Here is a 26,058-nt window from a genome sequence, read left to right on the forward strand (position 1 = left end):
GTTGTCAGGCCTTCCCGATGAGGATGATCGCGACGATCAGCCCGTAGATCGCGATCCCCTCGGCCAGTCCGACGATCACCATCGCCCTGCCGAACAGTTCGGGTCGCTCGCTCATCGCGGCGAGCGCGGCCGCACCGGTATAGGCGACGGCGATCGCGGCCCCGATCGAGGATCCGGCCACGGCGATCGCGGCGCCGAGTAACGCGGCCCAGTTGGCGGCCGGCTGGGGAGCCTCCGCCAGCACCGTCGCCGCCGCCGGTGTCCCACTGGCGGCGACGATCACCGCGGCGACGGCGCCGAGCAGGACCGCAAGGTCGAAGGCGATGACCAGACCGAGCGCGACGCGGCCACCACGGCGCAGGATCAACAGGATCGCGGCGACGGCCACGAACAGGGCCGGCAGCGCGTACAACCAGATGGTCACGGGATCCTCCTCGACGGTTCGAGCGGAACATGCCACGGACGGAACGGACGTCCCTCCGTGACGAAGATCCGCGAGAACAGTTCGTAGTATTCGAGTCGCAGCGCCTGCACCCCGGCGACGAGGGCCTCGAGCGCGAACGCGAGTGCGTTGCCGACGCTGAATACGGCGACCGCGGCGACCATCCCGACACCTCCGAGCCGCCACAGGTTCGTCGTGCCGTCCCACACCACCATCCCGACCGCGGCGTGAGTGAGCCCGAACGCGGCCAGTCGGGCGAACGAGACGAGGTTGGCACCCAACCGGATCACCGCGTCGAACAGTTCGACGACGGTCTGCACGACACCGGCGGCACCGCCCTCAGCGGTGGCGAGGAATCCGACCGAGGCGAGCAGTAGTCCGAGCGCCACGACGACGCCCCCGGCGAGCAGCCACCCGCTGCCTGCGACGAGTCCGAGCACGACCATCCCGAGCCCCGCGAACACCGCGGCGCCGGCCAGCCCGGACGGAGCGCTCAGCGCGGCAGCCCATCCGCCCTCGCGCCAGCGATTGACGGTGCCGAGGACGTAGGCGCCCGCGAGGAGGACCGCCCCGACACCAAGAGCGACACCCAGCAGCGTGACCGGCTGTTCGAGCGGCGCGATCCACAGCACGGGCACCACTCCGGTGGGGCCGAAACATTCGCCGTACAACAACCCGAAGACCGCCGCCGCCGCGCCGGCCCCCGCCACGAACGGCCATACCCGGCCGTAGCGAGCCGTCCATGGGAGCCGTCCGGCGCGAAGCAGCAGACCTCCGATGACCAGGAGCGCGCCGTGGCCGACGTCGCCGAACATCATCCCGAACATGAACACGTAGGCGAGTCCGGCGGCCAGTGTCGGATCCAGGTCCGCGTACGGGACGGTGCCGTAGGTGTCGACGAGCGGTGCGAACGAGCGCCGCAGCGTCCCTCCGGTGGCGAGGGCCGTGGGCGGGTCGGTGCCGAGCGGTGTCAGGAGGAGGACCACGGCGCCGCCTTCCGGTTCCAGTTGCCGTGCCAGCCCGAGCACGTCGGATTCGCGCGCCCACCCGGCGAAAGCGGCAACACCACCGCGCACCACCGCCGCGGCGCCCACCACGTCCAGTTCCGACTCACCGGCGAGGAGATCGCGGCGCCCGGCCCGCTCCAGCGCGTCGCGATCGGGCGTCGTGAGCGACAGTCGCGGTGCGGTCGGCGTATCGCCCCCCGCGCGGAGAGCGTCTCTGCTCGCGGTCGGCGGTTCGGGCACATCGATCTCGACGATTCCCGCGTCCGCCGTCTGCACGAGGACCGGGCGGATACGGGCGACCGGCGCGACGAGCGCCACTCGCCGCATCCGGGCCGGAGCCGCGGCACTAGGCCACCACATCGAACGCCTCCACCGCCGAGTCGCCGACGACCTCGTGGCGCGCCGCGGATGCGAGTGCCGCGCGCGCACGCCAGGCGTCCGCCGCGAGAACCGCGACGGCCCCGACGACCGGCCCGCGCCCGAATCCCTGCTCACGCAGGAGCGCGAACCCGTCACGGTCGATGCGGCGCCACCATGCCGCCTCGCCTCGCCACACGTTCTCGGGGCGGTCCACCCGATCGAAAGCCCACCGGGTGTCGGCGGGTAGGTGTTCGACGGCGGCGGCTACCTGCGTCGACGTCGGGCCGACGACGTCGACGAATCCGGGCCCGATCACGGTCGCCGCGCGCCGGGCCAGCGCGGGTGGAAGGACTCGCCTGTCCGACCAGGCGATGCGCGCGAGCAGCAGCGCCGTGGCGGCACGCGCCCATCTGGCCGCTTCGGGGATCGGTCCCATCACCTGATCCGCCCAGTTCAGGCGGAGCCCGACTCCGACCTCCCATGCGGACGAACCGCCGGGATCGCCCCACGGAGTCGACCGCAACGCCTCGCGCAGGACGGGCGCGGCGTGGATGCCGACGATGCGGTGGCCGGCCGTCGCGAGCGCCCCGAGGCGGTACAGCGGATCGCCCACGCCGCGCCCGTCCTGCGCCAGTTGCTCGTCGATGTTCGCGATCTCGAACCCGCGGGCGAGGAGTCGGACGACGTCGACGCCGTCGTGGGGCAGCCAGCCCGCAAGCACCCGCAATTGCCACAGCAGTGTTGCGCTGACACCGTGTTGTGCCGCGGCGAGGGAATCGGCGGGATGGACGGCGTGTCCGTACGGTGTCTGCGACACCGCCCGGACTGCGTCGGATCGGGTCCCGGAGCGCGCCAGCTGACGTGCCGCGTCGGCGCCGATCCGTCGCTGCGCCAGTGCCCGCGCACGCACCGTGCCGGCAACCCACGAGGTGCTCACGACGGGCCGCCAATCGCGCCGCCCCGAATGTCGTCGACGACGCGCCGCACCAGATCGGGGATTCGTTCGCGGCCGCGTTCGCGCACCACGTCCGCTTCCCGGCGCGCGTCGGCGACGATGCGCTCCGCCTGCTGTGCCGACCCGCGGCCCACCTGGGCCGCGGCGGCGGAGCGTTCCGCCTCGGCGCGCAGTCGGGCGTCGGTGAGGCGATCGCGGGCCCGCTGCGCGGCCAGCTCCGTCGTGCGTTGCGCCTTCTGCTCGGCCTCGGCCCGGACGCGGTCGGCCTGCGCGTCGTCGTCCGCCACCAACGCGAGGATCGGGGCGAGCTCGGCGGACAGTTCGGACACGCGGTCCGCCGGGACACCGGTGGAGGCCGCGGCGCCGGGGGTTCCCGCGGGGCGGAACCGCCTGAGCAGATCTCGAGAGCGTGGCATCCGTCCTCCCCTGCACCTGGCGAAGACCTCGATCACGGGTCGTGACGCACGAGCTGATCTGACCAGCACACCCCAGACGCGGCCGCCCGAGTAGGGCCAACTGTCACCGAATGGACGATGCGCCGTCGGCGGCACCGGAGGCCGCATCCAGTGTGACGAGGACGGTCAGGCCACCGCCCGGCGTTGCCGTCGCAGTCGCGGTGCCGCCCATCGCTTCGACGAACCCGCGCGCGACCGACAACCCCAGCCCCAGCCCCGCCCCGGCCGCGTGCCGGCCGTCCTCGAGGCGCTGGAACGGGTCGAAGATGCGGCTCTCACTGCCCGGTGGGATGCCCGGACCCGCGTCGGCGACGGTGATGACGCCGAGCTCGCCCACCCGCGCGGCACCGACGCGGACCGGCCGACCAGCGCTGTGGCGCAGCGCGTTCGCCAGCAGGTTCTCGAGGACGCGCCCGAGCAGCCCCGGGTCGGCACGAACCGAGACGGCGTCGACGTCGACGTGTACGCGGTCCGGGCCGATCCGGTCGCGTCCGTCGGCGGCCCGCGCGATCGACAGCAGAGCACCGTGCACTGATTCCTCGACGGCCACGCGGTCCATCGTCGGGCGCACCTCGCCGGCCGCGAGTCGCGACGAATCGATCAGGTCGTCGACCCGTTCGATCAGCCGATCGGTCGATTCCTCGGACGTCGCGAGCAATTCGTCGACATCGCGCGCGGTGAACTCGCCCGGTTCCCGACTGCGCAGACTGGACAGCGCGACCTTGATCGCGGCCAGCGGTGTCCGCAGGTCGTGGCTGATCCCGGCGAGCAGCGCCCGCCGCAGGTCGGCGGTGGTGGCGAGGGCACGGGCCTCGCCGGCGGCGTCGACGAGGTTCTGCTGCCGGTACAACGCGACCGCCTGATTGGCGACCGCGGTCAGGACGCGGCGGTCGTGGGCGCGCACACCGCGGCCCGACAACGCGAGCGCATATTCACCGTCGCCGACCTCGCACACGGTGCTCGCGGCGGCTGTCGTGCCGGGCGGATGCGCACCGACCGAGCAGACCGGACCGGCGCCGCGGCGCAGCACGCTGACCCCGTTCTGTCCGAACGTCTCGCGGACCCGCTCGAGCAGGGCCGGAAGGTCGGATCCCCGCAGCACCGAACCCGCGAACAGAGCGAGCAGTTCGGCTTCCTGAGAGGCGCGGCGGGCCTGGCGAGTTCGGAGGACCGCAACGTCCACCAGCGCGACGACCGCCAACGACATCAGGAAGCCTGCACCGGCGAACAGCGCGATCGCGCCCGTGGTCTCGGCACGCAGTCCGCTCCGGGTCGCCAGCAGCGTGGACGCAGCGGTCAGTATCAGTACTGCGACCCCGCTCGAGACGACGAGCCACCTGGTTTCCGCCACGGAGAGCCGTGGCCCTCCCGCGGCCCCGGCGTGGGTGACGATGTGCACATCGATCTGTCCGGCTCCCCGGATCACCTCTTCTCCGACGCCTTCGTCGAGGATCCGGAAAAGGCGTGACCGCCGGGAGGATCCGATCACCAGCTCGGTCGCGTCTACCGAGCGTGCGAACTCGAGGAGCGCCTCGGCCACGTCGTTCCCGACGACGCTGTGCACACTCGCCCGTGAAGCGGACGCGAGACGTCGGATCTCGGCCATCGTGGCGGTGGATGCGCCGGCGGTCCCGTCCCCGCTGACGACGTGAACCACCATCAGCCGTGCGCTGGACCGGGCGGCGATGCGGGCGGCCCGGCGAACCAGCTTCACCGATTCCGGCCCGCCGGTCACGGCGACCACGACGCGCTCGCGGGTCTCCCAGATGTCGGTGACGCTCTCGTCGACGCGGTATTTGTCCAACGCCATGTCGACCTGATCGGCCAGCCACAGCAGGGCCAGCTCCCGTAACGCGGTGAGGTTCTCGGGCCGGAAGTAGTTGCTCAGCGCGGCATCGACCCGGTCCGCGGCATAGACCTTGCCCTGGGCGAGCCGGTGGCGCAGCTCCCCCGGCGTGACGTCGACCATCTCGACCTGGTCGGCGTCGCGGACGACGCCGTCGGGAACCGTCTCCCTCTGTGCGATGCCGGTGATGTGCTCGACCACGTCGTTGAGGCTCTCGAGATGCTGGACGTTGACGGTCGAGTAGACGTCGATTCCGGCTTCCAGAAGCTCGTCGACGTCCTGCCATCGCTTCTCGTGCCGGCTCCCGGGAAGATTCGTGTGGGCGAGCTCGTCGACCAGCGCGATGCGGGGGCGCCGGCCGAGCACGGCGTCGACGTCGAGTTCGTCGAAGGTGGCGCCGCGATAGGTCACCCGACGCGGGGGGACTGTTTCGAGCTCCTCGAGCAGTGCCGACGTCTCGGCGCGACCATATGTCTGGGCCACCCCGACGACGACGTCGACACCCTGCGCCGACTGCCGGTGCGCCTCCGCGAGCATCGCGCAGGTCTTGCCAACCCCCGGGGCGGCCCCCAGATAGATGTGCAGTGCCCCGCGCCGCGGCGGGGGTTCGGGGTGCGCGGAGCTCGTCATGGTCTCCGACGGCCTCCCATCCGGGTAAACCTCGCGGTAACTCCCATTCTGGCCCCGCTGTGCAGTACCCCGACGTTGAATCGAGGTGAAGTCCCTCCGTGGGCCTGTCCACCGAGGGCTCGACGACCGAGGAGGCGGGCATGGCGGTCGTGGTGTTCACCGCACTGACGGTGGTGATCTTTCTCCTGCTCACGGTGGTGCTGAGGGCGGTGGAGCGGCTGTGAACTTCGACAACGCCGTGGGGCTGGTGACGGTCGTACTCATCGCCGTGTTTCTCGCTGCCGCGTTGTTCTTCCCGGAGCGATTCTGATGAGTTCCGCCGCGGCCGGTGCGCTGTTCGCGGGAACACTGCTGCTGGTGCTCGTGCTCGTCCATGTCCCGCTCGGGGACTACATGTTCCGGGTGTACTCGGGAACCTCGCATTCGCGGCTCGAACGCGTCGTGTACCGGTTGATCGGCGTCGAGCCGACGGCCGAGCACAGCTGGCCGGTGTACGCGCGCAGTGTTCTCGCCTTCTCTGCGGTCGGCATCGTGTTCCTGTTCGGGCTGCAACTGGTCCAGCAGCACCTGTGGCTGCACGTGCCCGCACCGGCGACGCCCATGACCTCGGACCTGGCCTGGAACACGGCGGTCAGCTTCGTCACCAACACCGACTGGCAGGCGTACGCGGGCGAGTCCACGATGAGCCCGCTCGTCCAGATGACCGGGCTCGCGGTGCAGAACTTCGTCTCCGCCGCGGTCGGGATGGGTGTCGGGATCGCGTTGGTGCGGGGTTTCGCGCGGACCCGTAGCGCCGTGATCGGGAACTTCTGGGTCGACCTGGTGCGGGGAACGGTCCGGATCCTGCTCCCCATCGCCTTCGTCGGTGCGGTGGTACTCGTGGTGGGTGGCGTCGTCCAGAACTTCGCCGTCCAGCGTTCGGTCGGCACCCTCACCGGCGGTACCCAGGTGCTACCGGGTGGTCCGGTCGCGAGTCAACAGTCCATCGAGATGCTGGGCACCAACGGCGGCGGCTATTTCAACGCGAATGCGGCCCATCCGTTCGAGAACCCGACGGCTTGGACCAGCTGGGTGCAGATCCTGCTGATGCTGCTCATCGCGTCGGCGCTGCCCCGCACCTTCGGCCGGATGGTGGGGAGCCGGAAGCAGGGATACGCGATCGCCGCGATCACGGCGATCCTCGCGGTCGTCAGCGTGACGTTGACGAACCTGCTGCAACTCCAGCACCACGGAACGGCCCCGACCGCGATCGGCGCGTCGATGGAGGGTGTGGAACAGCGCTTCGGGGTGGCGAATTCGGCCACCTTCGCCGCGACCGGGACGCTGACGTCGGCGGGGGCCACCAACTCGGCCCACGACTCGTACACCAGTCTCGGCGGCATGATGACGATGCTGAACATGCAACTCGGCGAGGTGGCACCGGGCGGTGCCGGTTCCGGCCTCTACGGCATTCTGATCCTTGCTGTCATCACCGTGTTCATCGCCGGACTGATGGTCGGGCGCACCCCGGAATACCTCGGGAAGAAGATCACCCCGCGTGAGATCAAACTGGCCGCCGCCTACTTCCTGGTCACCCCGCTGGTCATCCTCGTCGGCACGGCCGTCACGATGGCGCTGCCCGGGCCGCGGGAGCGGATGCTCAACACGGGCCCGCACGGGTTGTCGGAGGTTCTGTACGCGTTCACATCCGTCGCCAACAGCAACGGGTCGGCGTTCGCCGGGCTCGCCGCGAACACCCCGTGGTACAACACGGCCCTCGGCGTCGCGATGCTGCTCGGACGATTCCTGCCGATCATCTTCGTTCTCGCGCTCGCCGGCACGCTCGCCCGGCAGGGATCGGTTCCCGCCTCGGCCGGCACCCTGCCCACGCACCGCCCGCAGTTCGTCGCCCTCGTCACCGGGGTGACGCTGATCCTGGTCACCCTGACGTTCCTGCCCGCACTCGCGCTGGGCCCGCTGGCGGAGGGAATCCACCGATGAGCGCCCCCGGCCCGCCGCCGGCCCCTCCCGCGTCGCCGAAGTCCGGGGCGGCGGGCCGAACCACGGGCCTGCTCAACGCGCGAACCATCGCCGCGGCAGCACCGGTCGCCGTCCGCAAGCTCGATCCGCGCCTGCTGTGGCGCAATCCCGTCATGTTCATCGTCGAGGTGGGTGCCGCGTGGAGCACGGTCCTCGCGGTCCTGAGCCCGTCCTGGTTCGCGTGGGCCGCGGTGTTCTGGCTGTGGATCACGGTCGTATTCGCGAATCTCGCGGAGTCCGTCGCCGAGGGACGTGGCAAGGCTCAGGCCGATGCCCTCCGTCAGGCTCGGACGGGCACCCGCGCACGACTGCTTCCCGACTGGGCCCCCGGGGGCACCGTAGTGAGCGAGACCGACGTCGCGGCGACGGATCTGCGGCAGGGCGACGTCGTGATCGTCGAAGCGGGACAGACCGTTCCGGGAGACGGCGACGTCGTGGAGGGCATCGCGTCGGTCGACGAGTCGGCGATCACCGGCGAGTCCGCGCCCGTCGTGCGGGAATCGGGGGGTGACCGCTCGTCGGTCACCGGCGGCACCCAGGTGTTGTCGGACCGGATCGTCGTCAGGATCACCCAGCAGCCGGGCGGCAGTTTCATCGACCGCATGATCGCGCTGGTCGAGGGCGCCAACCGGCAGAAGACGCCCAACGAGATCGCGCTCGGCATCCTCCTGGCGGCCCTGACCGTGATCTTCGTCTTCGCGGTGGCGACCCTGCAGCCCCTGGCGATCTACTCGAAGGCCGACAATCCCGGTGTTCCCGACACCGCGGCCCTGAACCAGTACGGGGTTGCCGGGATCGTCATGGTGTCGCTGATGGTGTGCCTGATCCCCACCACGATCGGGGCCCTGCTGTCGGCGATCGGGATCGCAGGGATGGACCGACTGGTGCAGCGCAACGTGCTGGCGATGTCCGGACGCGCGGTGGAGGCCGCCGGCGACGTGAACACGCTGCTCCTCGACAAGACCGGCACCATCACGCTGGGCAATCGTCAGGCCTCCGAGTTCGTCGCGCTCGACGGGGTTTCCGCGCAGGACCTCGCCGACGCGGCCCAGTTGGCGAGCCTCGCCGACGAGACCCCGGAAGGTCGTTCGATCGTCGTCTACGCCAAGCAGGCCTACGATCTGCGCGAGCGGACGCCGGGCGAGCTCTCGCGTGCCACCTGGGTCGAGTTCAGCGCCACGACCCGGATGTCCGGCGTCGACCTGGACGACGGCGAGATGCTCCGCAAGGGGGCAACTGCAGCCCTCTCGAACTGGGTGGCCGGTCACGGCGGCCGGGTCCCCGATCAGCTCGCGCAGATCGCGGACCGCATCTCCGAAGAGGGCGGCACGCCCCTGGTGGTGGGTCGGGCCGACAGTCACGGTGCCGGTGTCCTCGGCGTGATCCACCTCAAGGACGTCGTCAAACGAGGAATGCGTGAGCGCTTCGAGGAAATGCGCCACATGGGAATCCGGACGGTGATGATCACCGGCGACAACCCGCTGACCGCGGAGGCTATCGCGAAGGAGGCGGGCGTCGACGACTTCCTGGCCGAGGCCACCCCGGAGGACAAATTCGCCCTGATCAAGCGGGAACAGGCAAACGGGAAACTGGTCGCGATGACCGGAGACGGTACCAACGACGCGCCGGCCCTCGCGCAGGCCGACGTCGGCGTCGCGATGAACACCGGCACCTCGGCGGCCAAGGAAGCCGGCAACATGGTGGATCTCGACTCCGATCCCACCAAGCTGATCGAGATCGTCGAGATCGGCAAGCAGCTGTTGATCACCCGCGGCGCGTTGACGACGTTTTCGATCGCCAACGACATCGCGAAGTACTTCGCGATTATCCCGGCCATGTTCGTGGTGCTCTTCCCCGGCCTCGCTCTGCTGAACGTCATGCGCCTGCACAGCCCGCAGTCCGCGATCCTCGCGGCGGTCATCTACAACGCACTCGTCATCGTCGCGCTGATCCCGCTGGCGCTGCGGGGCGTGCGGTACCGCCCGGCGACCGCGCAGAAGCTGCTCGGCCGCAACCTCTACATTTACGGGCTCGGCGGTGTCGTCGCGCCGTTTGTCGGGATCAAGCTGATCGATCTGATCCTGCAGTTCCTGCCGGGGATGTCCTGACATGCGCCGCGCCTGGCTCCGCCAGCACGTTGCCGCGCTGCGAGCGCTTCTGGTGCTGACCGTGATCACCGGCGTCGTCTACCCCGTCGCGGTGTGGGGGGTGGCCGCGGTGCCGTGGCTGCGCGACCGCGCCGACGGCGCGATCGTCACGGTCGACGGCACGCCGGTCGGTAGTGGACGAATCGGTCAGTCGTTCACCGGTTCCGACGGGAATCCGCTGCGCCGGTACTTCCAGAGCCGCCCGTCGGCCGCGGGAACCGGATTCGACACCCTCGCTTCCGGGGCGAGCAACCTCGGGCCGGAGAGCATCCGGGACACCCCGGCCGATCCCGACCTGTTGGCGCGCGGCGCGACCCCGACCGACGCCGGATTCGTGCCGAGCCTGCTCACCGCCGTGTGCACCCGCAGCCGCGGGGTCGGACAACTCGAGGGGGTGGACGGATCCCGGCCGTTCTGCACCGCCGGAGGCGTGGGTGCGGTGCTGTCGGTGATCGGGCCCCGGGACGCCGACGGCAATGTCACCCGCCCGGAACGGGTGGTGAGCGTCAACGAGCCCTGCTCGACGGACCCAGCGGTCCCAGCCCGGACATTCCTGGACAGCTACGAGGGGGCCCCGGTGGAGTGCGCGCGCTTCGGCGACCGCGAAACTTACGACGCGGGCCGGATCGTCCCCGTTCGTGGCGGTGCACCGGCGCGGCCGGCGGTCCCCGCGGATGCGGTCACGGCGAGCGGTAGCGGTCTGGATCCGGACATCTCCACCGAGTATGCCGAGCTGCAGGTGCCGCGGGTAGCCGCCGCCCGCGGCGTCGGCGCGGACCTGATCCGTGCCGCCGTCGACGCCCACACCGACGGCCGCGGACTCGGCTTCCTGGGCGAGCCCACCGTGAACGTACTGAATCTCAACCTGGATCTGGACCGACGATTCCCGATGCCGCGCTGACCATCGCGACTGGACTACGGTCGGCGTGCACCGGTCCACCAGCGGTCTTCGGCGGCCTGCACCGCATCCGCGACCGGACCTGTCGTGTCGACCCCGACGGCCTCGGCCCACTCGTCCGCACGCCGCGCCATGGCATGCGCGATGGCGGGATCGGCCTCGGAGTCGTGGTCACCGCCGGCGGTCGCACGGTCGCGCAGTCGCGACTCGGTGACCGCCGGCGGGGCGACGCATCGCAGCGCGACCAGGTCGGCGACGGCGTCCGACGCCATCGCCTCGGCCCGCCGGCGCAGCCGGGCGTCCGTCCACGACGCGTCGAGGACGACGGAGATGCCCCGTCCCAGGGCCTCGCGGGCCCGGTCGAGCATCGTCGCGTACACCCGGTCCGTCGCCTCCGCCGAGTACCGTCCGCCGCGGAATCCGGGGGCCGGGTCGCGGCCGCGTTCGTCGGCGAACAGGTCACGGCGGATCGCGTCGCTCGACAGCAGCAGCGCGCCCACCGATTCCGCCAGGCGCGCCGCGACCGTGGACTTACCGGACGCGGGCAGCCCTCCCACCAGGGCGAGGCGAACAGCCCCGCGGCGCAGGTGTTCCGCGGCCAGTGCGGTGTGGCGAAGTGCGTCCTGCGCGGACTCGGACCGGCCCTGCAGGTGCCGGACACAGTCGACCTTGGCCCGCATGAAGGCGCGGTAGGCGATGTAGTGGTGGCGCAGCGCGTCGGGCGCAGCATCGTCGGCCTGACCGGTGTACCGGTCCAGGAAACGGGTCGCCAGGTCGGCGCGGCCCTGGAATTCGAGATCCATCGCGAGGCAGGCGGCGTCGTCGAGGCCGTCGACATACCGGAGTCGGTCGTCGAACTCGAGACAGTCCAGGACGCGTGGACCGTCGCGGAGGCAGAAGATGTCGTCCGCCAGCAGGTCGCCGTGGCCGTCGACGATCCGGGCTTGCGTGATGCGGTCCGCGAACAACTGCCCACGCCCGTCGAGGAACCTGTTCACGGTGCGCTCGAGCGCGTCCAGGCGGTCGTCGCAGACGACGTCCTGCGGCATCGTCCGAGTCTCGCGAAAGTTGTTGCGCCACCGCCGACGGACCGCCTCGATGGTCCCCTCGTGATCGACGTGCGGGCCGCGGTGCGCGCTCCGATGGAATCTTGCGATCAGGTCGGCGATCTCATCGACCCGATCCTGGACCGGCACCTCCGAACGCAGCAGGGCCGACAGCCGCGCCTTCTCGGGCATCCGGGTCATCACGACGAGGGGTTCGCCGTCGCGGCCGTCCGGGTCACGGAGTTCCGTCACGCCGAGATAGACGTCGGGCGCGAGACGACGGTTCAGTTCGACCTCCCGGGCGCACACCGCGACGCGGGCCGCGCGCGTACTGAAGTCGAGGAAGTCGGTGCGTATCGGCTTCTTCGCCTTGTAGACGCGATCGCCGAGGAGGAACACGACGCCGGAATGGGTCTCGTGCAGGGCCGCAAACGGCTGCTCGGCGGAATCGTCCGCGGAACCTCCGGTGCGAGTGTCCAACGACGGTCAGCCGACCTCGCCGTGCTCGTCGTAGTGGCCCTCGTGTTCGGCGTGCCGGTGCCCGTCGTGGATGTAGTCGACGTGGTCGCCGTGCTGGACCTTCTCATGACCGCAATTGTCGCCGTGGACGTGGGGATGGTCGGACGGATCGTGCGGATGGTGTTCGGGACCGGTCATGACCCCTGCCTTTCGGTCGTCTCCGCGCTGTCGACTTCCACGGTAGTGGCGTCTCGGGTGCGGCGGTACAGATTCTCGATCTCCTCGCGCCGGCACACACGGGTACCCGCGGTGGTGAGCATCGCGGCGCCGGCCGCGATGCCGAGGCGGACGGCGTCGTGCAGGCACCAATTCCGGGCGAGACCGACGGTGATGCCGGCAACCATCGCGTCTCCGGCGCCGACCCCGCTGCGGAAACGGACCGGGAGCGCTGCGAATCGCTCGGCAGATTCGGCGGTGACCGCGATGGCGCCGCGCGCCCCCAGCGAGATCACCACCGCCTCGCATCGACCCTCCGTCACGAGTTCGCGTGCGGCCCGGACCTGGTCGGGTTCGTCGACCAGATCGCGACCGGCCAGTTCCCGGAGCTCGCGGATGCTCGGCTTCAGCAGGTACACCCCGGCGTCGATGTGGCGTAGCGGTTCGCCGGACGTGTCCACGATGCAGCGGGCGCCGAGATTGCGTGTCATTGCGACGACCCGCGCGTAGAAGTCCGGTGGGGCGCCCGGGGGCAGGCTCCCGCTGGCCACCACGAGCTGGGCGTCCCGGGCCACCTCCGCGACTAGGGCGAGGCAGCGTTCCTGGTCGGCCAGGCTCATGTGCGGGCCCGGCAGCACGAACCGGTACTGGTCCCCGGTGCTCAGTTCGTCGACAGTGAGACTCTCCCGGGTGGCGCCGTCGATGGGAACCCGACGGTTCCACACACCCTCGCGATCCAACAGCGCACCCAGGACCGTTCCGGTCGCCGAGCCGACCGGGAACACCGCGACCACGGACTCCCCCAACACGCGCGCGATCCGTGCGACGTTGATCCCTCCACCACCGGGGTCGTAGCGGGGCTCCGCGCAGCGAATCTTGTCGGTCGGCCCCACGGCCCCGGCGCTCGTCGAGATATCGAGCGCCGGATTCATGGTCAGCGTGACGATCGCCGGCATCGCAGGCCGCCTCCCTCTGGCCCGGGCGATGGCCGCCCCCGCCTCCTGAGTCCGATCGTCATCGGCGCGGCCGACGCGGTCCAGGGCCGAACGGCCCTTTACTCCGGCCGAGTGAGCTGTCCCAATGGACGAGAGGGGGTGCCATGAACGCAGTCATCGATCGGCGCGCACTCGACGATCTGATCCGAGTGTTGCGCGGCGACGGTCGCCGAGTCGTGGGACCGACGGTCCGCGACAGCGCGATTGTGCTCGCCGAGCTCGAGTCGGGCACACAACTGCCCGACGGGTGGGGTGTGTTCACAGCCCCCGGCGAGTATCGGTTGCGCCGCCGCGACGACCAGGCCGTATTTGCGCACTCGTCGGGCCCGATGTCGTTCAAGCAGTACCTGCATCCCGCGCACCGGGTGCTGTGGTCGTGCGACGACGGCGAATTCTCGGCGCCGGTGGACCCGCCGCCGGCATATGTGTTCCTCGGTGTCCGCGGCTGCGACCTCGCCGCGATCCGGACGCTGCACCGGGTCCTGTCCGCGGAATCCGACAGTTACTCCGCCCGCGTGCTGAGGAATCTGATCGTGATCGCAGTCAACTGCACCGAGCCGGGCGGAGTGTGCTTCTGTGCCTCGATGGGCACCGGTCCGGACGTCGCCGCCGACTACGACCTCTCCCTGACCGAGCACGTGGACGACGACGGGCACTGGTTCCTCGTCGACGTCGGCACCGAGACCGGGCAGCAGTTGCTCGACCGGATCCCGCACCGCGCCGCGGCCGACGCCGAGACCGAGGACTGCCGCGCCGCGGTGACGGCGGCGGCCGGCGCGATGGGCCGGGAGATGCCCGACGTCGATCTGCGGGCGCTGCTGCGCGCCGCGCGCGACGAACCGGTGTGGGAGGAGGTCGCGGCCCGTTGCCTGACCTGCGGGAACTGCACCATGGTGTGCCCGACGTGTTTCTGCACCACCACCGAGGACGTCAGCGAACTCACCGGCGACCACACCGAGCGCCGGCAGCACTGGTCGTCGTGTTTCGAGCTCGATTACTCGCACCTGCACGGCGGCAACGTCCGCACCAGCGGCGAGAGCCGCTACCGCCAGTGGATGACGCACAAACTGGGTACCTGGTTCGATCAGTTCGGCAGCTCGGGGTGCGTCGGCTGCGGCCGGTGCATCGACTGGTGTCCCGTCGGCATCGACATCACCGAGGAGGCGGCGCGGCTGACCGGTGCGTTGCCCGGAGCCGGGCAGTCGCCGTGACGACCGGTGCGGGTGCCTCCGCGTCGCGACTGCTGTTGCCGGGGCTGGACGCGGCGGGACGCGACCGGCTCGAGGCGCTGTCGACGCCGGCGCTGTGGCTGCCCGGCGAGTTCGTGTTCCGGGAAGGCGAGCCGGCCCGTCGATGCTGGCTGCTGCGGCGCGGAAGGGTGTCGTTGAGCACGTCGGTGCCGGGCCGGGGGGATGTCGTGATCGAGACGCTCGCCGCCGGGGACGTGCTGGGCTGGTCGTGGTTGCGGCCCCCGCGGGTGTGGGACTTCGCTGCCGTCGCGGCCGACACCACCGAGGCGTGGGAGGTCGACGCCGTGGCCCTGCGCGACGCGGCCGAGGCCGATCCGGCGTTCGGCTATGCGGTGTCGCAGGCGCTGTCCGCCGTCCTCCTCGACCGACTCCAGGCCACCCGCGCGCGCCTGTTGGATCTCTATGCGAACCCCGGTGGCTCGCCGTGACCGCGACGGTCGTGCCGACCGCGCACCGGGTGCTGCGGCGCACGGTGGAGACGCACGACTCGGTGACACTGGAACTGGGCCCGGTCCACGCGCCGCTGCCGGGCTTCCGGCCGGGCCAGTTCATGATGCTGTGTGCGCCGGGAGTCGGCGAGATCCCGATCTCGTCGTGCGGCGATCCGACCGCACGACACGGGGTCTCGGTGCACACGATCCGGCGTGTGGGCGCGGTCAGCGCGGCTCTGCACGACGCGGACGTCGGACGCATGATCGGGGTGCGAGGACCGTTCGGCACCGGTTGGAACCTCGCGGCGGCCACCGGACGGGACCTGCTGATCATCGCCGGCGGGGTCGGTTTCGCCGCGGTCCGGGCGCCCGTGCTCGCGGTCCGCGCCGACCGGGCCGCATACCGCGCGGTCACCGTCGTCGTCGGTGCCCGCAGCCCCGAGGAGATCCTCTATCGGGGCGAACTCGACGACTGGCGAGCGGCGGGCATCGACGTCCTCGTCACGGTCGACCAGCCGGCTCCCGGCTGGTCGGGGCCGATCGGGTTCGTCACCGAAGTTCTCGGTCGCCTCGACCTCGACCCCGCCCGAACCCGGGCGATTCTGTGCGGACCGGAGGCGATGATGCGGTTCTCGGTGCGGGTCCTCCTGGGTAAGGGCGTCGCACCGGACGCCGTCGAGGTCTCGCTGGAACGCAACATGCAGTGCGGCATCGGGGTGTGTGGGCACTGCCAACTAGGCGAGCTGTTGCTGTGCCGCGACGGTCCCGTCGTCGACTACGCATCCGCCGCACCGCTCATGCATACCCGGGAGCTGTGATGAGTGCCCCGACACCCGCAACCCGGCCGTCTCTCGCGGTGTGGAAGTTCGCGTCCTGCGACGGTTGTCAACTCTCGCTGCTCGACTGCGAGGACGAACTGCTCGGCGTCGCCACGCAACTGCAGATCGCCCACTTCCTCGAGATGTCCAGCGCGGTGGTCGAGGGTCCGTACGACCTGTCGCTCGTGGAGGGTTCGGTCACCACCGCCACGGACGTGGACCGCATCCACGCGATCCGGGACAACTCCAAGCGGCTGGTCACGATCGGTGCCTGCGCGACCGCCGGCGGAGTGCAGGCGCTGCGCAACTTCGCGGATGTCGTCGAGTTCGCCGACGCGGTGTACGCGAGCCCGGAGTACATCGACACGCTCGCGACGTCGACACCGATCTCCGCCCATGTGCGGGTGGACTTCGAGCTGCGCGGTTGTCCCATCGACCGGCGACAACTGATCGAGGTGATCACCGCGTTCCTGGCGGGCCGGACCCCGAACGTCCCGAACACCAGCGTGTGCACCGAGTGCAAGCGTCGCGGTCTGACGTGTGTCATGGTCGCCGACGGAACCCCGTGCCTGGGGCCGGTCACCCATGCCGGGTGCGGTGCCCTGTGTCCTGCGCACGCCCGGGGCTGCTACGGCTGTTTCGGTCCCACTCCGAACCCCAACATCGCGTCACTGGCAGGCTGGCTGCGCCGCTGCGGCATGGACGATGCCGGCATCGGCCGCGTGTTCTCGACGTTCAACGTCGCGGACCCCGACTTCGACGAGGGCCGCCGGTATGGGCACTGACGGTTCCGGGACTCCCGACCCGCCCGGCCGCGACGCGGCGACAGTGCGCCGGCTGACGGTGCGGGCACTGGCCCGGGTCGAGGGCGAGGGCCGCCTCGACGTGACGGTCTGCGGCGACACGGTCGAGGACGCGCGACTGGACATCTACGAGCCGCCGCGCTTCTTCGAGGCGTTCCTGCGGGGCCGGGACTTCCAGGAGCCGCCGGACATCACGTCCCGCATCTGCGGGATCTGCCCGGTCGCCTACCAGGTCAGTGCCTGCAACGCGCTCGAGCAGGCGTGCGGGGTGACCCCCGGACCGCGGCTGCTCGCGTTGCGCCGGCTGCTGTACTGCGGTGAGTGGATCGCCAGCCACACGCTGCACATCTACTTCCTGCACGCACCGGACTTTCTGGGCGTCCCGGATTCGATCGCACTGGCCCGGATCGACCGCGCGGCCGTCGAGCGCGGTCTGGCGCTCAAGAAGGCCGGGAACGCGATCCTCGAGACCATCGGCGGGCGACCCATCCACCCGGTGAACGTGCGCGTCGGCGGGTTCTATCGCGCACCGACCGTCGAGGAACTGGCGACCCTCGCCGGGACCCTGCGCGCCGCCCTGGACGCCGCCGCGGAGACCGTCGAGTGGGTCGCGGGTTTCGACTTCCCGGACGTCGAACTGGATCCGGTGCTGGTGGCACTCCACGATGAACACCGGTACGCGATCGAGGACGGTGTGGTGCGCACCAGCGGTGGGGCACAGTTCCCCGCCGCCGAGTTCGACCGGCACGTCGTCGAGCGGCAGGTGCCGACCTCGACGGCCCTGCACGCGCGGCTCGACGGCGAGCGGTATCTGACCGGCCCTCTGGCGCGGTTCACCCTCAACTCCGACCACCTCTCTCCCCTGGCCCGGCGGGCGGCGACCGCGGCCGGGCTCGGTGACGAGTGTCGAAACCCCTACCGCAGCATCGTTGTTCGCGCGGTCGAGGTCCTGTACGCCGTCGAGGAGGCGCTGCGCCTGATCGAGGAGTACGAGCGTCCCGAGCCCGCGGTCGCGATGGAGGCTCGGCCCGGGGTGGGCCACGGCGTCAGCGAGGCGCCGCGTGGGCTGCTCTACCACCGTTACCGCATCGGCGACGACGCCCTGATCGACGACGCGGTCATCGTGCCGCCGACGGCGCAGAACCAGGATGCGATCGAGGCCGATCTCGTCGCGCGGATCGGTGAGCACCTCGACCTCGATGACGACGCACTGACCGGTCTGTGCGAGCGGACGATCCGCAATCACGATCCGTGCATCTCGTGTGCGACCCACTTCCTCGATCTCCGGATGACCCGGTCGTGAGGGCCGCGGTGATCGGCATCGGCAACGAATTCCGCCGCGATGACGGGGTGGGTCCGGCGGTGGTGCGAGCTCTGCGCGGTCGCCTGGCTGCGGAGATCCCGGTGTGTATCCCCGCAGATACCGTGGATCTGGTCACCGCCTGGTCGGGCACCGACATCGCCATCGTCGTCGACCTGCTGCAGTGTGCGCGGCCCCGTCCTGGACGGGTGCGGCGAGTCGCCACCGACGGCTTCGCCGGCGCGGGCGAGGTCGGCGGGCACCGGGTGGACGTGGCCGCCGCACTCGCACTGTCCCGGGTATTGGGCACGGCGCCGCGCCGGTTGGTGACGTTCACCGTCGAGGGCACCGACGTCCGGTCGGGAGTGGGGCTGTCGACACCGGTGCGGCGCGCGGTCCCGCGGGTGGCCGCCGCGGTCGCGGCCGAGCTCGTCAGCGGAAGCGTTCCGCGGCCCGGGCCATCGCGACCAACCGGTCGGCGAGTTCGGTGAGTTCGGCATGGTCGGCGTCCTCGGCGACGGCGGTGGCGACGTCCTCCGCCGCGCACCGCAGCTCGAACATCCGATCGGAGAGGGCTGAGGACTCCTCGGCGGTGAGCACCAGGGCGTCGACCGGGATGGATGTGCCCTTGACCGCGATGCGCTGCTCGTAGGCGCGCTGGCGGCACGATTGACGGCAGTACCGGCGGCGGCGCCCGATCCCGGCGGGAGCCACCTCGCGGCCGCACCACACGCACGATTCGGGTCTCCGGGAAGCTGCAGCCATGGACGCACACCTTACTGCGGGCTGACCCTCGTGCAGGGCGACGTACCCGGTAACATGGGGCGGCCGCATCCACGTGAGTCTCGGGAACGTTCCGGGATTCCGGGACGTTGTAGAGGGTTGTGAACGCTCGGTGCGCCGCCCACGGCGAACTGGCGCGGCGGAAGAACGAGGAGAGGACACCCCCATGGCAGATCGCGTACTTCGAGGTAGCCGGCTCGGAGCGGTGAGCTACGAGACCGACCGCGACCACGACCTGGCGCCCCGTCGCATGGCTCGCTACCGGTGCGACAACGGCGAGGAGTTCGACGTCCCGTTCGCCGACGACGCCGAGATCCCCGGCACCTGGCTATGCAAGAACGGTCTCGAGGGCACCCTCCTGGAGGGCACCGCCCCCGAGGCGAAGAAGGTCAAGCCCCCGCGCACCCACTGGGACATGCTACTGGAGCGTCGCTCGGTCGAGGAGCTCGAGGAGTTGCTCAAGGAGCGTCTGGACCTGCTCAAGGCGAAGCGGCGCGGCGCATAGCCCGCTCGCTCGCACACGAACACTTCGGCGCCGCCACGGAACTCCGTGGCGGCGCCGCTGTCTGTCCCGGCCGGGTGGCCTCGATCGCGACCGCGCCCCGTGTTTCCCGACGGAAACGGGCGGTCAGCAGTTGCTGGGCGCAGGCTCCCCGCGGAACCGGGCGTCGAGGTAGTCCAGGGCGCGCGGCGCCCCGAGAACCGCGGTGGTGAGATGGTCGGGGCTCGGGAACAACTCCGACTCCACCGTCGCGCCGGCCCGGCAGTAGCGCTGCACGGTCGCGACGATCGAATCCACGGGGATCAGCGCATCGGTGGGGCTGTGCCACTCGTACAGCGGGGCCGTCGGCACGCCCGGATACCGTTCGATGCTGTTGTCGTCGAGCACCGCCTCCGCGGCCGGACTGGCGAGCAGGTCGGTCGTGCGGGAAATCTCTGCCGCACTGTGACCCGCGCCGGTGGCGAGGATGTCGTTGGTGCAGGCGTTGGCCAGCGCGTTGCGCATGGCGATCCCTTTGTCGTTCAGTTGCTCGCTGATGGGCAGCAGGTCGGGATACTCCCGTTCGAGTCCGATCGCGGCCGCGAGCGCCAGCCCGAACGCGGGGTGGGGCGCGGTGCCCAGCGCCCGCGCCATCTTGCCGATGTTCATCGGCGCACCACCGGAGGCCACGCCCACGATGTTCAGTTCGGGCGCGTAGGACGGGGCGAGGGCCGCCGCGAACGAGGTGGCCATGCCTCCGCCGGAGTATCCCGCCAGCGCGACGGGGCTCGCGGCCAGGCCCAGGTCGGGGACGCGCTGCACCGCGCGGATGCCGTCGAGGGTGATCTGTCCGCCCAGCCGCGCGGCGCCGTACGCGCTGGTGGGTCCCAGATGGTCGGGCAGGGCCACGGCCCATCCGCGGGCGAGCGCGACGTTCAGGGCCGGGGACTCGCGAATCATCAGGTTCGGGTCGTTGGTGTACAGCGCGCGCGACGGGGCGCACGTGGCACCGAGGGCGTTGATGATGTGCTGGAGCGACAGCAGCGGGCCGTTCTGCTGCCGGTTGTCGGGCACGAGAACCGTGGTGACGGCGGCGATCGGGTGGTTCTCGGAGTTCGTGGACCGGAACTTGAGCTGCCACACCGACGTGTTCGGGAACTGCGGCAGCGGCGGCATACGGCGGGTCGCGAGGACGTCCCCGGGTGCCGCGCCGGCCGCCGCGTCCTGCTGGCTGTAGAACGGATCGGGATCGGCGACCGGATAGATCGGTGACGCCGAGACCGCTGACGGCGCGAGGACCGTCGCGCACACGATCACAGCGGCCGTGACGAGCGCCCTCCCCACGCCGCCACGACTCGTGTCCGGCAGCAACCGCGACCACCGTGGCCGCGGCGCTCGCACCAGGAACAGCATCGACATACCCCCTCGAAGTCCTCGGATTTCTCCGTGGAATTGTGTGTTTTCACCGAATTACGCATTTGGATGAATATCGGAAAGTGCGCGGGTCGCGGATCTTTGACCGGTCGGCGACTCAGCTTATGTGACTCCTTCGAAGAATCCCTCGAATCCGGTGAACGACTTTGCGCGACCGGCGTATTCGAGGCCGGATACCGCACGATTGCGTGCGATGCAATCGAATCCGGACACATCGACACGGGTCGTGACCGCACTGTCACCGAACTGATCGCGACGCTCGCGGGACCTCCACCCGAATTGTGGCAAGGATTCGCCTCGCCTAGTCGCCCGTGACATCATGAAGGGAACGCACGCAGCTAGCGGATTCAGCTGACGCGATGGCTCGAAGAACTACCGCGCCGGTCCAGCAGACGTAAGGCGAGGTGGCGCATGGACGACACCAACGGCCCCGCGAGGGCCTGCACCTCAGAACCCCCCGTGGACGCGATCTCGGCCGAGCAGCCGGGGTTGGCTCGTCTGAGGGCGGAACTCGACGCGATCGACGATCGGCTACTCGAGGACATTCGAGCCCGCATCGACGTGTGTGTCCGGATAGCGGAGGTGAAGCGACATCAGGGAATCCCGATGATGCAGCCCGGTCGCGTGAACCTCGTGCAGGCACGCGCCGAGGAATTCGCTCGCGCGAACGGGTTGTCTCCCGATTTCCTCCGCAGCCTGTACGAATTGATGATCGGCGAGACGTGTCGCGTCGAGGACGTCGTCATCGGGTCCAACGGCGACACGAATCGTGCTACGGGCTGATGGCGCCATGTCGACCCGCACACTCCTGATCGACAACTACGACTCGTTCACCTACAACCTCTACAGCCTGTTGTCGGAGGTGAACGGCGAACCGCCGTGTGTGGTGAAGAACGATGTGGACTGGGCGTCGGTGGATATCGGCACCTTCGACAACATCGTCATCTCCCCCGGTCCGGGACGCCCGGACCGCAAGCGGGACTTCGGTGTCAGCGCGCGGGCGATCGCGAATCGGGAGATTCCGGTGCTCGGGGTGTGCCTGGGCCACCAGGGCCTGTGCCACCTGTTCGGGAGCAACGTCGGGCTGGCGCCGGTCCCGATGCACGGTCGGCTGTCGCCGATCCGGCACAGCGGTGCCGGGATCTTCGCCGGTATCCCGTCGCCGTTCCAGGCCGTCCGCTACCACTCGCTCATCGTGGAGAGTCTGCCACCGGAACTCGAGCAGCACGCCTGGACGGACGAAGGCCTGATCATGGCGGCGAAGCACCGCCGACATCCCCTGTGGGGGGTGCAGTTCCATCCGGAGTCGATCTGCACGCAGTACGGGCGCGAACTGATGGGCAACTTCCGTGATCTGACACCGACGCACTCGGGCAGGTCGTCGACGCGGACCGCGTCCGTGTCCCCGCCGCCGCGCGCCGACTCCGGTGCAAGGTCCGGGGGCCAGTCGGAGGCGAAGCCCAGGTACGTCGTGCACACCCGGCGGGTGGATCGCGCTGTCGATCCGCAGGACGTCTACGGCCGATTGTTCGCGGACGGACCGAACAGCTTCTGGCTGGACGGCAGCGCCGCGATCGAGCCGGAGTCGAAATTCTCGGTCATGGGCGACTGCTCCGGTCCGCTCGCCGAGTACGTCACGTATCGAGTGGCCGAGACGACCGTCTGTGTCCACCGCAACGGTCGCCCCGTCGAATCGGTGCACCAACGCTTCTTCGACTACATCGACGAGCAGTTGCGGGAGCGAGCGGTGCCGGCGGTCCCGGACCTGCCGTTCGCGTTCGGCCTCGGATACGTCGGGTACCTCGGCTACGAGCTGAAGGCGGACGCCGGCAGCCAGTTGGTGCACACGTCGCCGACGGCCGACGCGGCCTTCGTCTTCGCCGACCGCGCGGTGGTGATCGACCATCTCGGCGGTCGCTGCTATCTGCTCGCCCTCAGCGAGGACCCCGACGATCCGCGAGTGGCGGAGTGGTTCGCGGCCACCGAGGCCGAGATCCGCGCACTGGACGAGGCCGTCGAGGCGCCTCCCCCGCATCCGCTCGTCAAACTCGAGGCCGACACCCAGCCGCGATTGCGGCACGACCGAGACGAGTACCTGGCGCTGGTCGGCCAGTGTCTCGACGAGATCCGGTCCGGGGAGTCGTACGAGGTGTGTCTGACCAACGCGGCGACGGTGGACCGGGTGATCGATCCGCTGCAGAGCTACGAGACGCTCCGCGAGATCAGTCCCACCCCGTACAGCGCGCTGCTCCAGTTCACGGGGGTGTCGGTGCTCAGCGCGTCGCCGGAGAGGTTCCTGCGCATCGGGGTGGACCGGGTCGTCGAATCCAAGCCGATCAAGGGCACCCGGCCCCGCCACGCGCGGCCCGAGTACGACGCGGCCCTGCGTAAGGACCTGCTCGACAGCGAGAAGGACCGTGCCGAGAACCTGATGATCGTCGACCTGGTCCGCAACGACCTGTCGCGGGTGTGCACTCCAGGATCGGTGCACGTCCCGAAACTGTTCGACGTCGAGACGTATGCCCCTGTCCACCAATTGGTCTCGACGGTCCGCGGGACACTCCGCGACGACGTGTCGACGGTGGACTGTGTGCGTGCCGCGTTCCCGGGCGGCTCGATGACCGGGGCCCCGAAACTGCGCACGATGGAGATCATCGACAAGCTCGAGGAGGGCCCCCGCGGCGTCTATTCCGGTGCCATCGGGTACTTCTCGATCAACGGGACGGCCGATTTCTCGATCGTCATCCGCACGATGGTCGCGACGGACGACCGGGTCACGTTCGGTGTGGGCGGCGCGATCGTGGCGTTGTCCGATCCGGAGGAGGAACTCGAGGAGACGATGGTCAAGGCCGTGACCATGCGGCGGTGCCTGTCGGTGACCTCGGACCCCGGAGACGCCGGAGACGCCGGGACCAGCGGCGGGGACCGATGACCGCGCGGGCGGACCCGGTGACCGCCCGGCTCGCGGTGGTGGGCGGCGCGGGTGCGGTCGGTTCGATGCTCGTGGAACTGCTGCGCCTCGATGGGGATGACGTCACGGTCGTCGACCAGGCCGACGGGATGGATGCGGTCGCACCCGACGCGGGGGTGCGCGCGGTCCTCGCCGAGGCCGACACGGTGGTGCTGGCGGTGCCCGAATCCGTCGCGATCGCAGCGGTGCCCACGCTGCACCGGATCCTGAGACCCGATGCGCTGCTGGTCGAGACGCTGTCGGTGAAGACCGGGATCCACGGCGCGCTGCAGGACGGGGCGCCGGGTCGACCGGCGGTGGGGATCAATCCGATGTTCGCGCCGGCGCTGGGGATGCCGGGGCGGCCGGTGGCCGCGGTGATCCACCAGTCGGCGCCGGCGGTGGACCGGTTCCTCGGCTCGGTCGTCGGCTGGGGTGCTCGCGTGGTCCGGGTCGGGGCCGACGAGCACGACCGGATCGCAGCGGCGACGCAGGCACTGACCCACGCGACCGTCCTGTCGTTCGGCCTGGCGTTGGCCGAGCTCGGTGTGGACCCGGGCGCGTCGGCCGCACTCGCTTCCCCGCCGCACACCACGTTGCTGGCGTTGCTGGCGCGCGTCGGGTCCGGCGTCCCCGAGGTCTACCACGACGTCCAGGCGGGCAACCCGGCCGCGGACCGGGCCCGGTCGGCGCTGGCGGCCTCGCTGTCCCGGTTGTCCGACGCGGTCGCGCACGGCGACGAGCGTGTCTTCGGCGACCTGATGGCGGAGGCCGTCGAGCCTCTCGGGGATCGGCTGGGTGACTATCGCCGGTTGTGCGCCGACCTCTTCGAGGGCCTGCACGCACCGCCGCACGGGGACGGGGGGACTCGGTGACCGACAACCCGTTCGGCGAGGAGGCCGCCGCGCACGAGCAGTTGCTGCGGCTGCCGCCGCTGCCGCCGTTCGATCCGTCCGACCCGGTCGAGAGCGCGATCATCGACAGCCTCGCCGGTAGTTGGCCGCGTCGGGCGACGGTGAAGCGGCCCGAACCGGACCTGGACGACCTGTTCGACCCGGCCAAGGCGGACTACCCCGAGGCGTTGATCCCGTTCCACGACCACCACCGGTTCCGCGGGCTGGACGAGCCCACCCGCAACCGGATCCTCGCGTGGGCGTGGATCGCCTACAACAAGAACGTGATGGACGTCGAGCAGTACGTCGTCAATCCCGGGTTCCGGTTGCTGTCGCAGGACGCGTTCGGCACCGGACTGGGCGACACCCTCACCGTCGCGACGCTGCAGGCGATGGTCGACGAGCAGTACCACACGCTGATGCACCTCAACGCGAGCGCGCTGACCCGGCGGCGGCGCGGCTGGAACCTGACCGAGAGCCGACTGCCCTACGGTCCCACCGTCCGACGGCACCACGCGGCCGTCGCGGCGGCGGACACTCCCCGCGAGTCGGCACTGGTGAGCCTGGCGTTCACCACCGTCGCGGAGACCTCGATCAGCGCCTATCTGGGGCTGATGACCGACGACGACAACGTGCAACCGGTCAACCGGGCGACGGTGGTGCTGCACCGGCGGGACGAGTACTGCCACTCGTCGATCGCCGGGGAGCTGCTGAAGATCGTGTTCGAGCGCCTCGACGGCGACGACCGCAGGATGCTGCTGGCCGGGCTGGCCGACGGGCTCGAGGCGTTCCGTGCCAACGACTTCGCGACGTGGACCGCGGTGATGGAGGCGGAGAACGTGCGGGGCGGGGCGGCGATGGTGGCCGACGCCGCCCACGAGGCCGACCGACAGCAACTGGTGCAGGACTGCAGCGCGATCCGGCGCCTGTGCGACGACCTCGGGGTGAGCGACGACGTCCCCTATGAGTGGTGACCACTCGTAGGGGACGTCCGCTCGATCACGGTGTCGCGTTGAGCCACTCGTAGAACGCCGGCTGCACGTTCGGATTGGCGCCGGTGATGCCGTTGTAGGCGCCGACGGCGGCACCGATCCCCGTGCCCACGATGCAGCCGGCGACGAAGTTCGGGAAGATCGAGACGCAGCCGATCGCGAGGCCGACACCGGCGCCGATCGCCATGCCTGCGGGACCGCCTGTCTCCCACCCGATCGTGATCTCGCGAATAAGGTTGTCCTGCGCCGTCTGCTTGTCGACGACAGGCACAGCCAGCGGGACGGCAACGTCGCCGGGGGCGGCGGCGGGTGCCGCGTATGCGGTGCCGACTCCCGTCCCGAGTGCGACGACGACGAGACCCGATGCGACGGTGGCTTTCGTGGCCTTCGTGGCGTTCGAAAGATTCATGGCGCTCTCCAAACTGTGTGGACGGAAGGCGGTCCAGTG

At 70.3% G+C, this 26,058-nt stretch carries 27 protein-coding genes; 16 read left to right on the forward strand and 11 right to left on the reverse strand.

Going from position 1 to position 26,058, the window contains the following annotated elements; all coding sequences use genetic code 11:
- Nucleotides 1-4 precede the first annotated feature (4 nt).
- The 5 genes from J2X34_RS04910 to J2X34_RS04930 form a co-directional block, all read right to left on the reverse strand.
- Entirely contained in the window at nt 5-424 is a 420-nt protein-coding gene (locus J2X34_RS04910; protein ID WP_114722385.1) for an ATP synthase subunit C, read from the reverse strand.
- Entirely contained in the window at nt 421-1,809 is a 1,389-nt protein-coding gene (locus J2X34_RS04915) for a V-type ATPase 116kDa subunit family protein (protein WP_258557946.1), read from the reverse strand. The genes J2X34_RS04910 and J2X34_RS04915 overlap by 4 nt, the downstream gene beginning before the upstream one ends.
- Complete coding sequence (locus J2X34_RS04920) at nt 1,796-2,746, reverse strand: hypothetical protein (RefSeq protein WP_114722383.1); 951 nt, start codon at nt 2,744-2,746, stop codon at nt 1,796-1,798. Before J2X34_RS04920 ends, J2X34_RS04915 begins: the two co-directional genes overlap by 14 nt.
- Entirely contained in the window at nt 2,743-3,180 is a 438-nt protein-coding gene (locus J2X34_RS04925; protein WP_114722382.1) for a hypothetical protein, read from the reverse strand. Before J2X34_RS04925 ends, J2X34_RS04920 begins: the two co-directional genes overlap by 4 nt.
- Nucleotides 3,181-3,283: 103 nt before the next feature.
- Nucleotides 3,284-5,695, reverse strand: coding sequence for an ATP-binding protein (locus J2X34_RS04930; protein WP_429516268.1), 2,412 nt, complete (start codon nt 5,693-5,695; stop codon nt 3,284-3,286).
- A gap of 98 nt (nt 5,696-5,793) precedes the next feature.
- Between J2X34_RS04930 and J2X34_RS04935 the strand changes: the two genes are divergently transcribed.
- The 5 genes from J2X34_RS04935 to J2X34_RS04955 are packed head-to-tail and all read left to right on the forward strand — an operon-like array spanning nt 5,794 to nt 10,762.
- A complete protein-coding gene (locus J2X34_RS04935) occupies nt 5,794-5,919 on the forward strand; it encodes a hypothetical protein (RefSeq protein ID WP_429516269.1) in 126 nt (41 codons plus the stop codon).
- Complete coding sequence (locus J2X34_RS04940; protein ID WP_114722380.1) at nt 5,916-6,005, forward strand: potassium-transporting ATPase subunit F; 90 nt, start codon at nt 5,916-5,918, stop codon at nt 6,003-6,005. The genes J2X34_RS04935 and J2X34_RS04940 overlap by 4 nt, the downstream gene beginning before the upstream one ends.
- Nucleotides 6,005-7,675 carry a potassium-transporting ATPase subunit KdpA gene (gene kdpA / locus J2X34_RS04945; RefSeq protein ID WP_429516270.1) on the forward strand — a complete coding sequence of 557 codons (1,671 nt, stop codon included), beginning with the start codon at nt 6,005-6,007 and terminating at the stop codon, nt 7,673-7,675. The genes J2X34_RS04940 and kdpA overlap by 1 nt, the downstream gene beginning before the upstream one ends.
- A complete protein-coding gene (kdpB, locus tag J2X34_RS04950; protein WP_429516271.1) occupies nt 7,672-9,822 on the forward strand; it encodes a potassium-transporting ATPase subunit KdpB in 2,151 nt (716 codons plus the stop codon). Before kdpA ends, kdpB begins: the two co-directional genes overlap by 4 nt.
- A 1-nt stretch (nt 9,823) precedes the next feature.
- Nucleotides 9,824-10,762 (forward strand): potassium-transporting ATPase subunit C, encoded by a 939-nt coding sequence (locus tag J2X34_RS04955; protein ID WP_429516272.1) that lies wholly within the window; start codon nt 9,824-9,826, stop codon nt 10,760-10,762.
- A gap of 14 nt (nt 10,763-10,776) precedes the next feature.
- On the opposite strand, the gene J2X34_RS04960 is transcribed toward J2X34_RS04955, so the two are convergent.
- From J2X34_RS04960 to J2X34_RS04970, 3 genes are read right to left on the reverse strand one after another with little or no spacing between them, the layout of a single operon-like run.
- Nucleotides 10,777-12,285, reverse strand: coding sequence for an AAA family ATPase (locus J2X34_RS04960; protein ID WP_429516273.1), 1,509 nt, complete (start codon nt 12,283-12,285; stop codon nt 10,777-10,779).
- A 6-nt stretch (nt 12,286-12,291) separates the two neighbouring features.
- The gene (locus J2X34_RS04965) at nt 12,292-12,558 is read right to left on the reverse strand and encodes a hypothetical protein (protein WP_397484721.1); all 267 of its coding nucleotides are present in this window, start codon (nt 12,556-12,558) and stop codon (nt 12,292-12,294) included.
- Nucleotides 12,459-13,436, reverse strand: coding sequence for a 1-phosphofructokinase family hexose kinase (locus J2X34_RS04970; RefSeq protein WP_429516274.1), 978 nt, complete (start codon nt 13,434-13,436; stop codon nt 12,459-12,461). The genes J2X34_RS04965 and J2X34_RS04970 overlap by 100 nt, the downstream gene beginning before the upstream one ends.
- A gap of 143 nt (nt 13,437-13,579) precedes the next feature.
- Here J2X34_RS04970 and J2X34_RS04975 point away from each other — a divergent pair, with 143 nt between their 5' ends.
- The 6 genes from J2X34_RS04975 to J2X34_RS05000 are packed head-to-tail and all read left to right on the forward strand — an operon-like array spanning nt 13,580 to nt 18,568.
- The gene (locus J2X34_RS04975; RefSeq protein ID WP_114722373.1) at nt 13,580-14,686 is read left to right on the forward strand and encodes a 4Fe-4S dicluster domain-containing protein; all 1,107 of its coding nucleotides are present in this window, start codon (nt 13,580-13,582) and stop codon (nt 14,684-14,686) included.
- A complete protein-coding gene (locus tag J2X34_RS04980; protein WP_429516275.1) occupies nt 14,683-15,153 on the forward strand; it encodes a Crp/Fnr family transcriptional regulator in 471 nt (156 codons plus the stop codon). The genes J2X34_RS04975 and J2X34_RS04980 overlap by 4 nt, the downstream gene beginning before the upstream one ends.
- The gene (locus tag J2X34_RS04985) at nt 15,150-15,974 is read left to right on the forward strand and encodes an FAD/NAD(P)-binding protein (protein ID WP_429516276.1); all 825 of its coding nucleotides are present in this window, start codon (nt 15,150-15,152) and stop codon (nt 15,972-15,974) included. Before J2X34_RS04980 ends, J2X34_RS04985 begins: the two co-directional genes overlap by 4 nt.
- The gene (locus J2X34_RS04990; RefSeq protein WP_429516277.1) at nt 15,974-16,759 is read left to right on the forward strand and encodes an oxidoreductase; all 786 of its coding nucleotides are present in this window, start codon (nt 15,974-15,976) and stop codon (nt 16,757-16,759) included. Before J2X34_RS04985 ends, J2X34_RS04990 begins: the two co-directional genes overlap by 1 nt.
- Nucleotides 16,749-18,080: a Ni/Fe hydrogenase subunit alpha gene (locus tag J2X34_RS04995; protein WP_429516278.1), complete on the forward strand. Its 1,332-nt coding sequence runs from the start codon at nt 16,749-16,751 to the stop codon at nt 18,078-18,080. Before J2X34_RS04990 ends, J2X34_RS04995 begins: the two co-directional genes overlap by 11 nt.
- Nucleotides 18,077-18,568, forward strand: a complete 492-nt coding sequence (locus J2X34_RS05000; RefSeq protein WP_429516279.1) for a hydrogenase maturation protease — start codon at nt 18,077-18,079, stop codon at nt 18,566-18,568. The genes J2X34_RS04995 and J2X34_RS05000 overlap by 4 nt, the downstream gene beginning before the upstream one ends.
- Here the strand turns inward: J2X34_RS05000 and J2X34_RS05005 are convergent.
- Nucleotides 18,510-18,842 carry a hypothetical protein gene (locus J2X34_RS05005; protein WP_114722368.1) on the reverse strand — a complete coding sequence of 111 codons (333 nt, stop codon included), beginning with the start codon at nt 18,840-18,842 and terminating at the stop codon, nt 18,510-18,512. The genes J2X34_RS05000 and J2X34_RS05005 overlap by 59 nt on opposite strands.
- A 184-nt stretch (nt 18,843-19,026) precedes the next feature.
- Between J2X34_RS05005 and J2X34_RS05010 the strand changes: the two genes are divergently transcribed.
- Nucleotides 19,027-19,365, forward strand: coding sequence for an RNA polymerase-binding protein RbpA (locus J2X34_RS05010; protein ID WP_114722367.1), 339 nt, complete (start codon nt 19,027-19,029; stop codon nt 19,363-19,365).
- Between the two features lie 123 nt (nt 19,366-19,488).
- Here J2X34_RS05010 and J2X34_RS05015 read toward each other — a convergent pair whose 3' ends face one another.
- Nucleotides 19,489-20,754: a lipase family protein gene (locus tag J2X34_RS05015; protein ID WP_429516424.1), complete on the reverse strand. Its 1,266-nt coding sequence runs from the start codon at nt 20,752-20,754 to the stop codon at nt 19,489-19,491.
- Nucleotides 20,755-21,186: 432 nt separating this feature from the next.
- On the opposite strand from J2X34_RS05015, the gene J2X34_RS05020 reads away from it, so the two are divergent.
- From J2X34_RS05020 to J2X34_RS05035, 4 genes are read left to right on the forward strand one after another with little or no spacing between them, the layout of a single operon-like run.
- A complete protein-coding gene (locus J2X34_RS05020) occupies nt 21,187-21,558 on the forward strand; it encodes a chorismate mutase family protein (protein ID WP_429516280.1) in 372 nt (123 codons plus the stop codon).
- Nucleotides 21,559-21,565: 7 nt separating this feature from the next.
- Entirely contained in the window at nt 21,566-23,707 is a 2,142-nt protein-coding gene (gene pabB, locus J2X34_RS05025) for an aminodeoxychorismate synthase component I (protein WP_429516281.1), read from the forward strand.
- Nucleotides 23,704-24,600 (forward strand): prephenate dehydrogenase/arogenate dehydrogenase family protein, encoded by an 897-nt coding sequence (locus J2X34_RS05030; RefSeq protein ID WP_114722364.1) that lies wholly within the window; start codon nt 23,704-23,706, stop codon nt 24,598-24,600. Before pabB ends, J2X34_RS05030 begins: the two co-directional genes overlap by 4 nt.
- Nucleotides 24,597-25,592 carry an AurF N-oxygenase family protein gene (locus J2X34_RS05035; protein WP_429516282.1) on the forward strand — a complete coding sequence of 332 codons (996 nt, stop codon included), beginning with the start codon at nt 24,597-24,599 and terminating at the stop codon, nt 25,590-25,592. Before J2X34_RS05030 ends, J2X34_RS05035 begins: the two co-directional genes overlap by 4 nt.
- A 25-nt stretch (nt 25,593-25,617) precedes the next feature.
- Here the strand turns inward: J2X34_RS05035 and J2X34_RS05040 are convergent, their stop codons facing one another.
- Entirely contained in the window at nt 25,618-26,019 is a 402-nt protein-coding gene (locus tag J2X34_RS05040; protein WP_114722462.1) for a hypothetical protein, read from the reverse strand.
- Between the last annotated feature and the right edge of the window lie 39 nt (nt 26,020-26,058).

The sequence above is a fragment of the Rhodococcus sp. BE178 genome (assembly GCF_050433545.1).
Taxonomy (GTDB): Bacteria; Actinomycetota; Actinomycetes; order Mycobacteriales; family Mycobacteriaceae; genus Prescottella.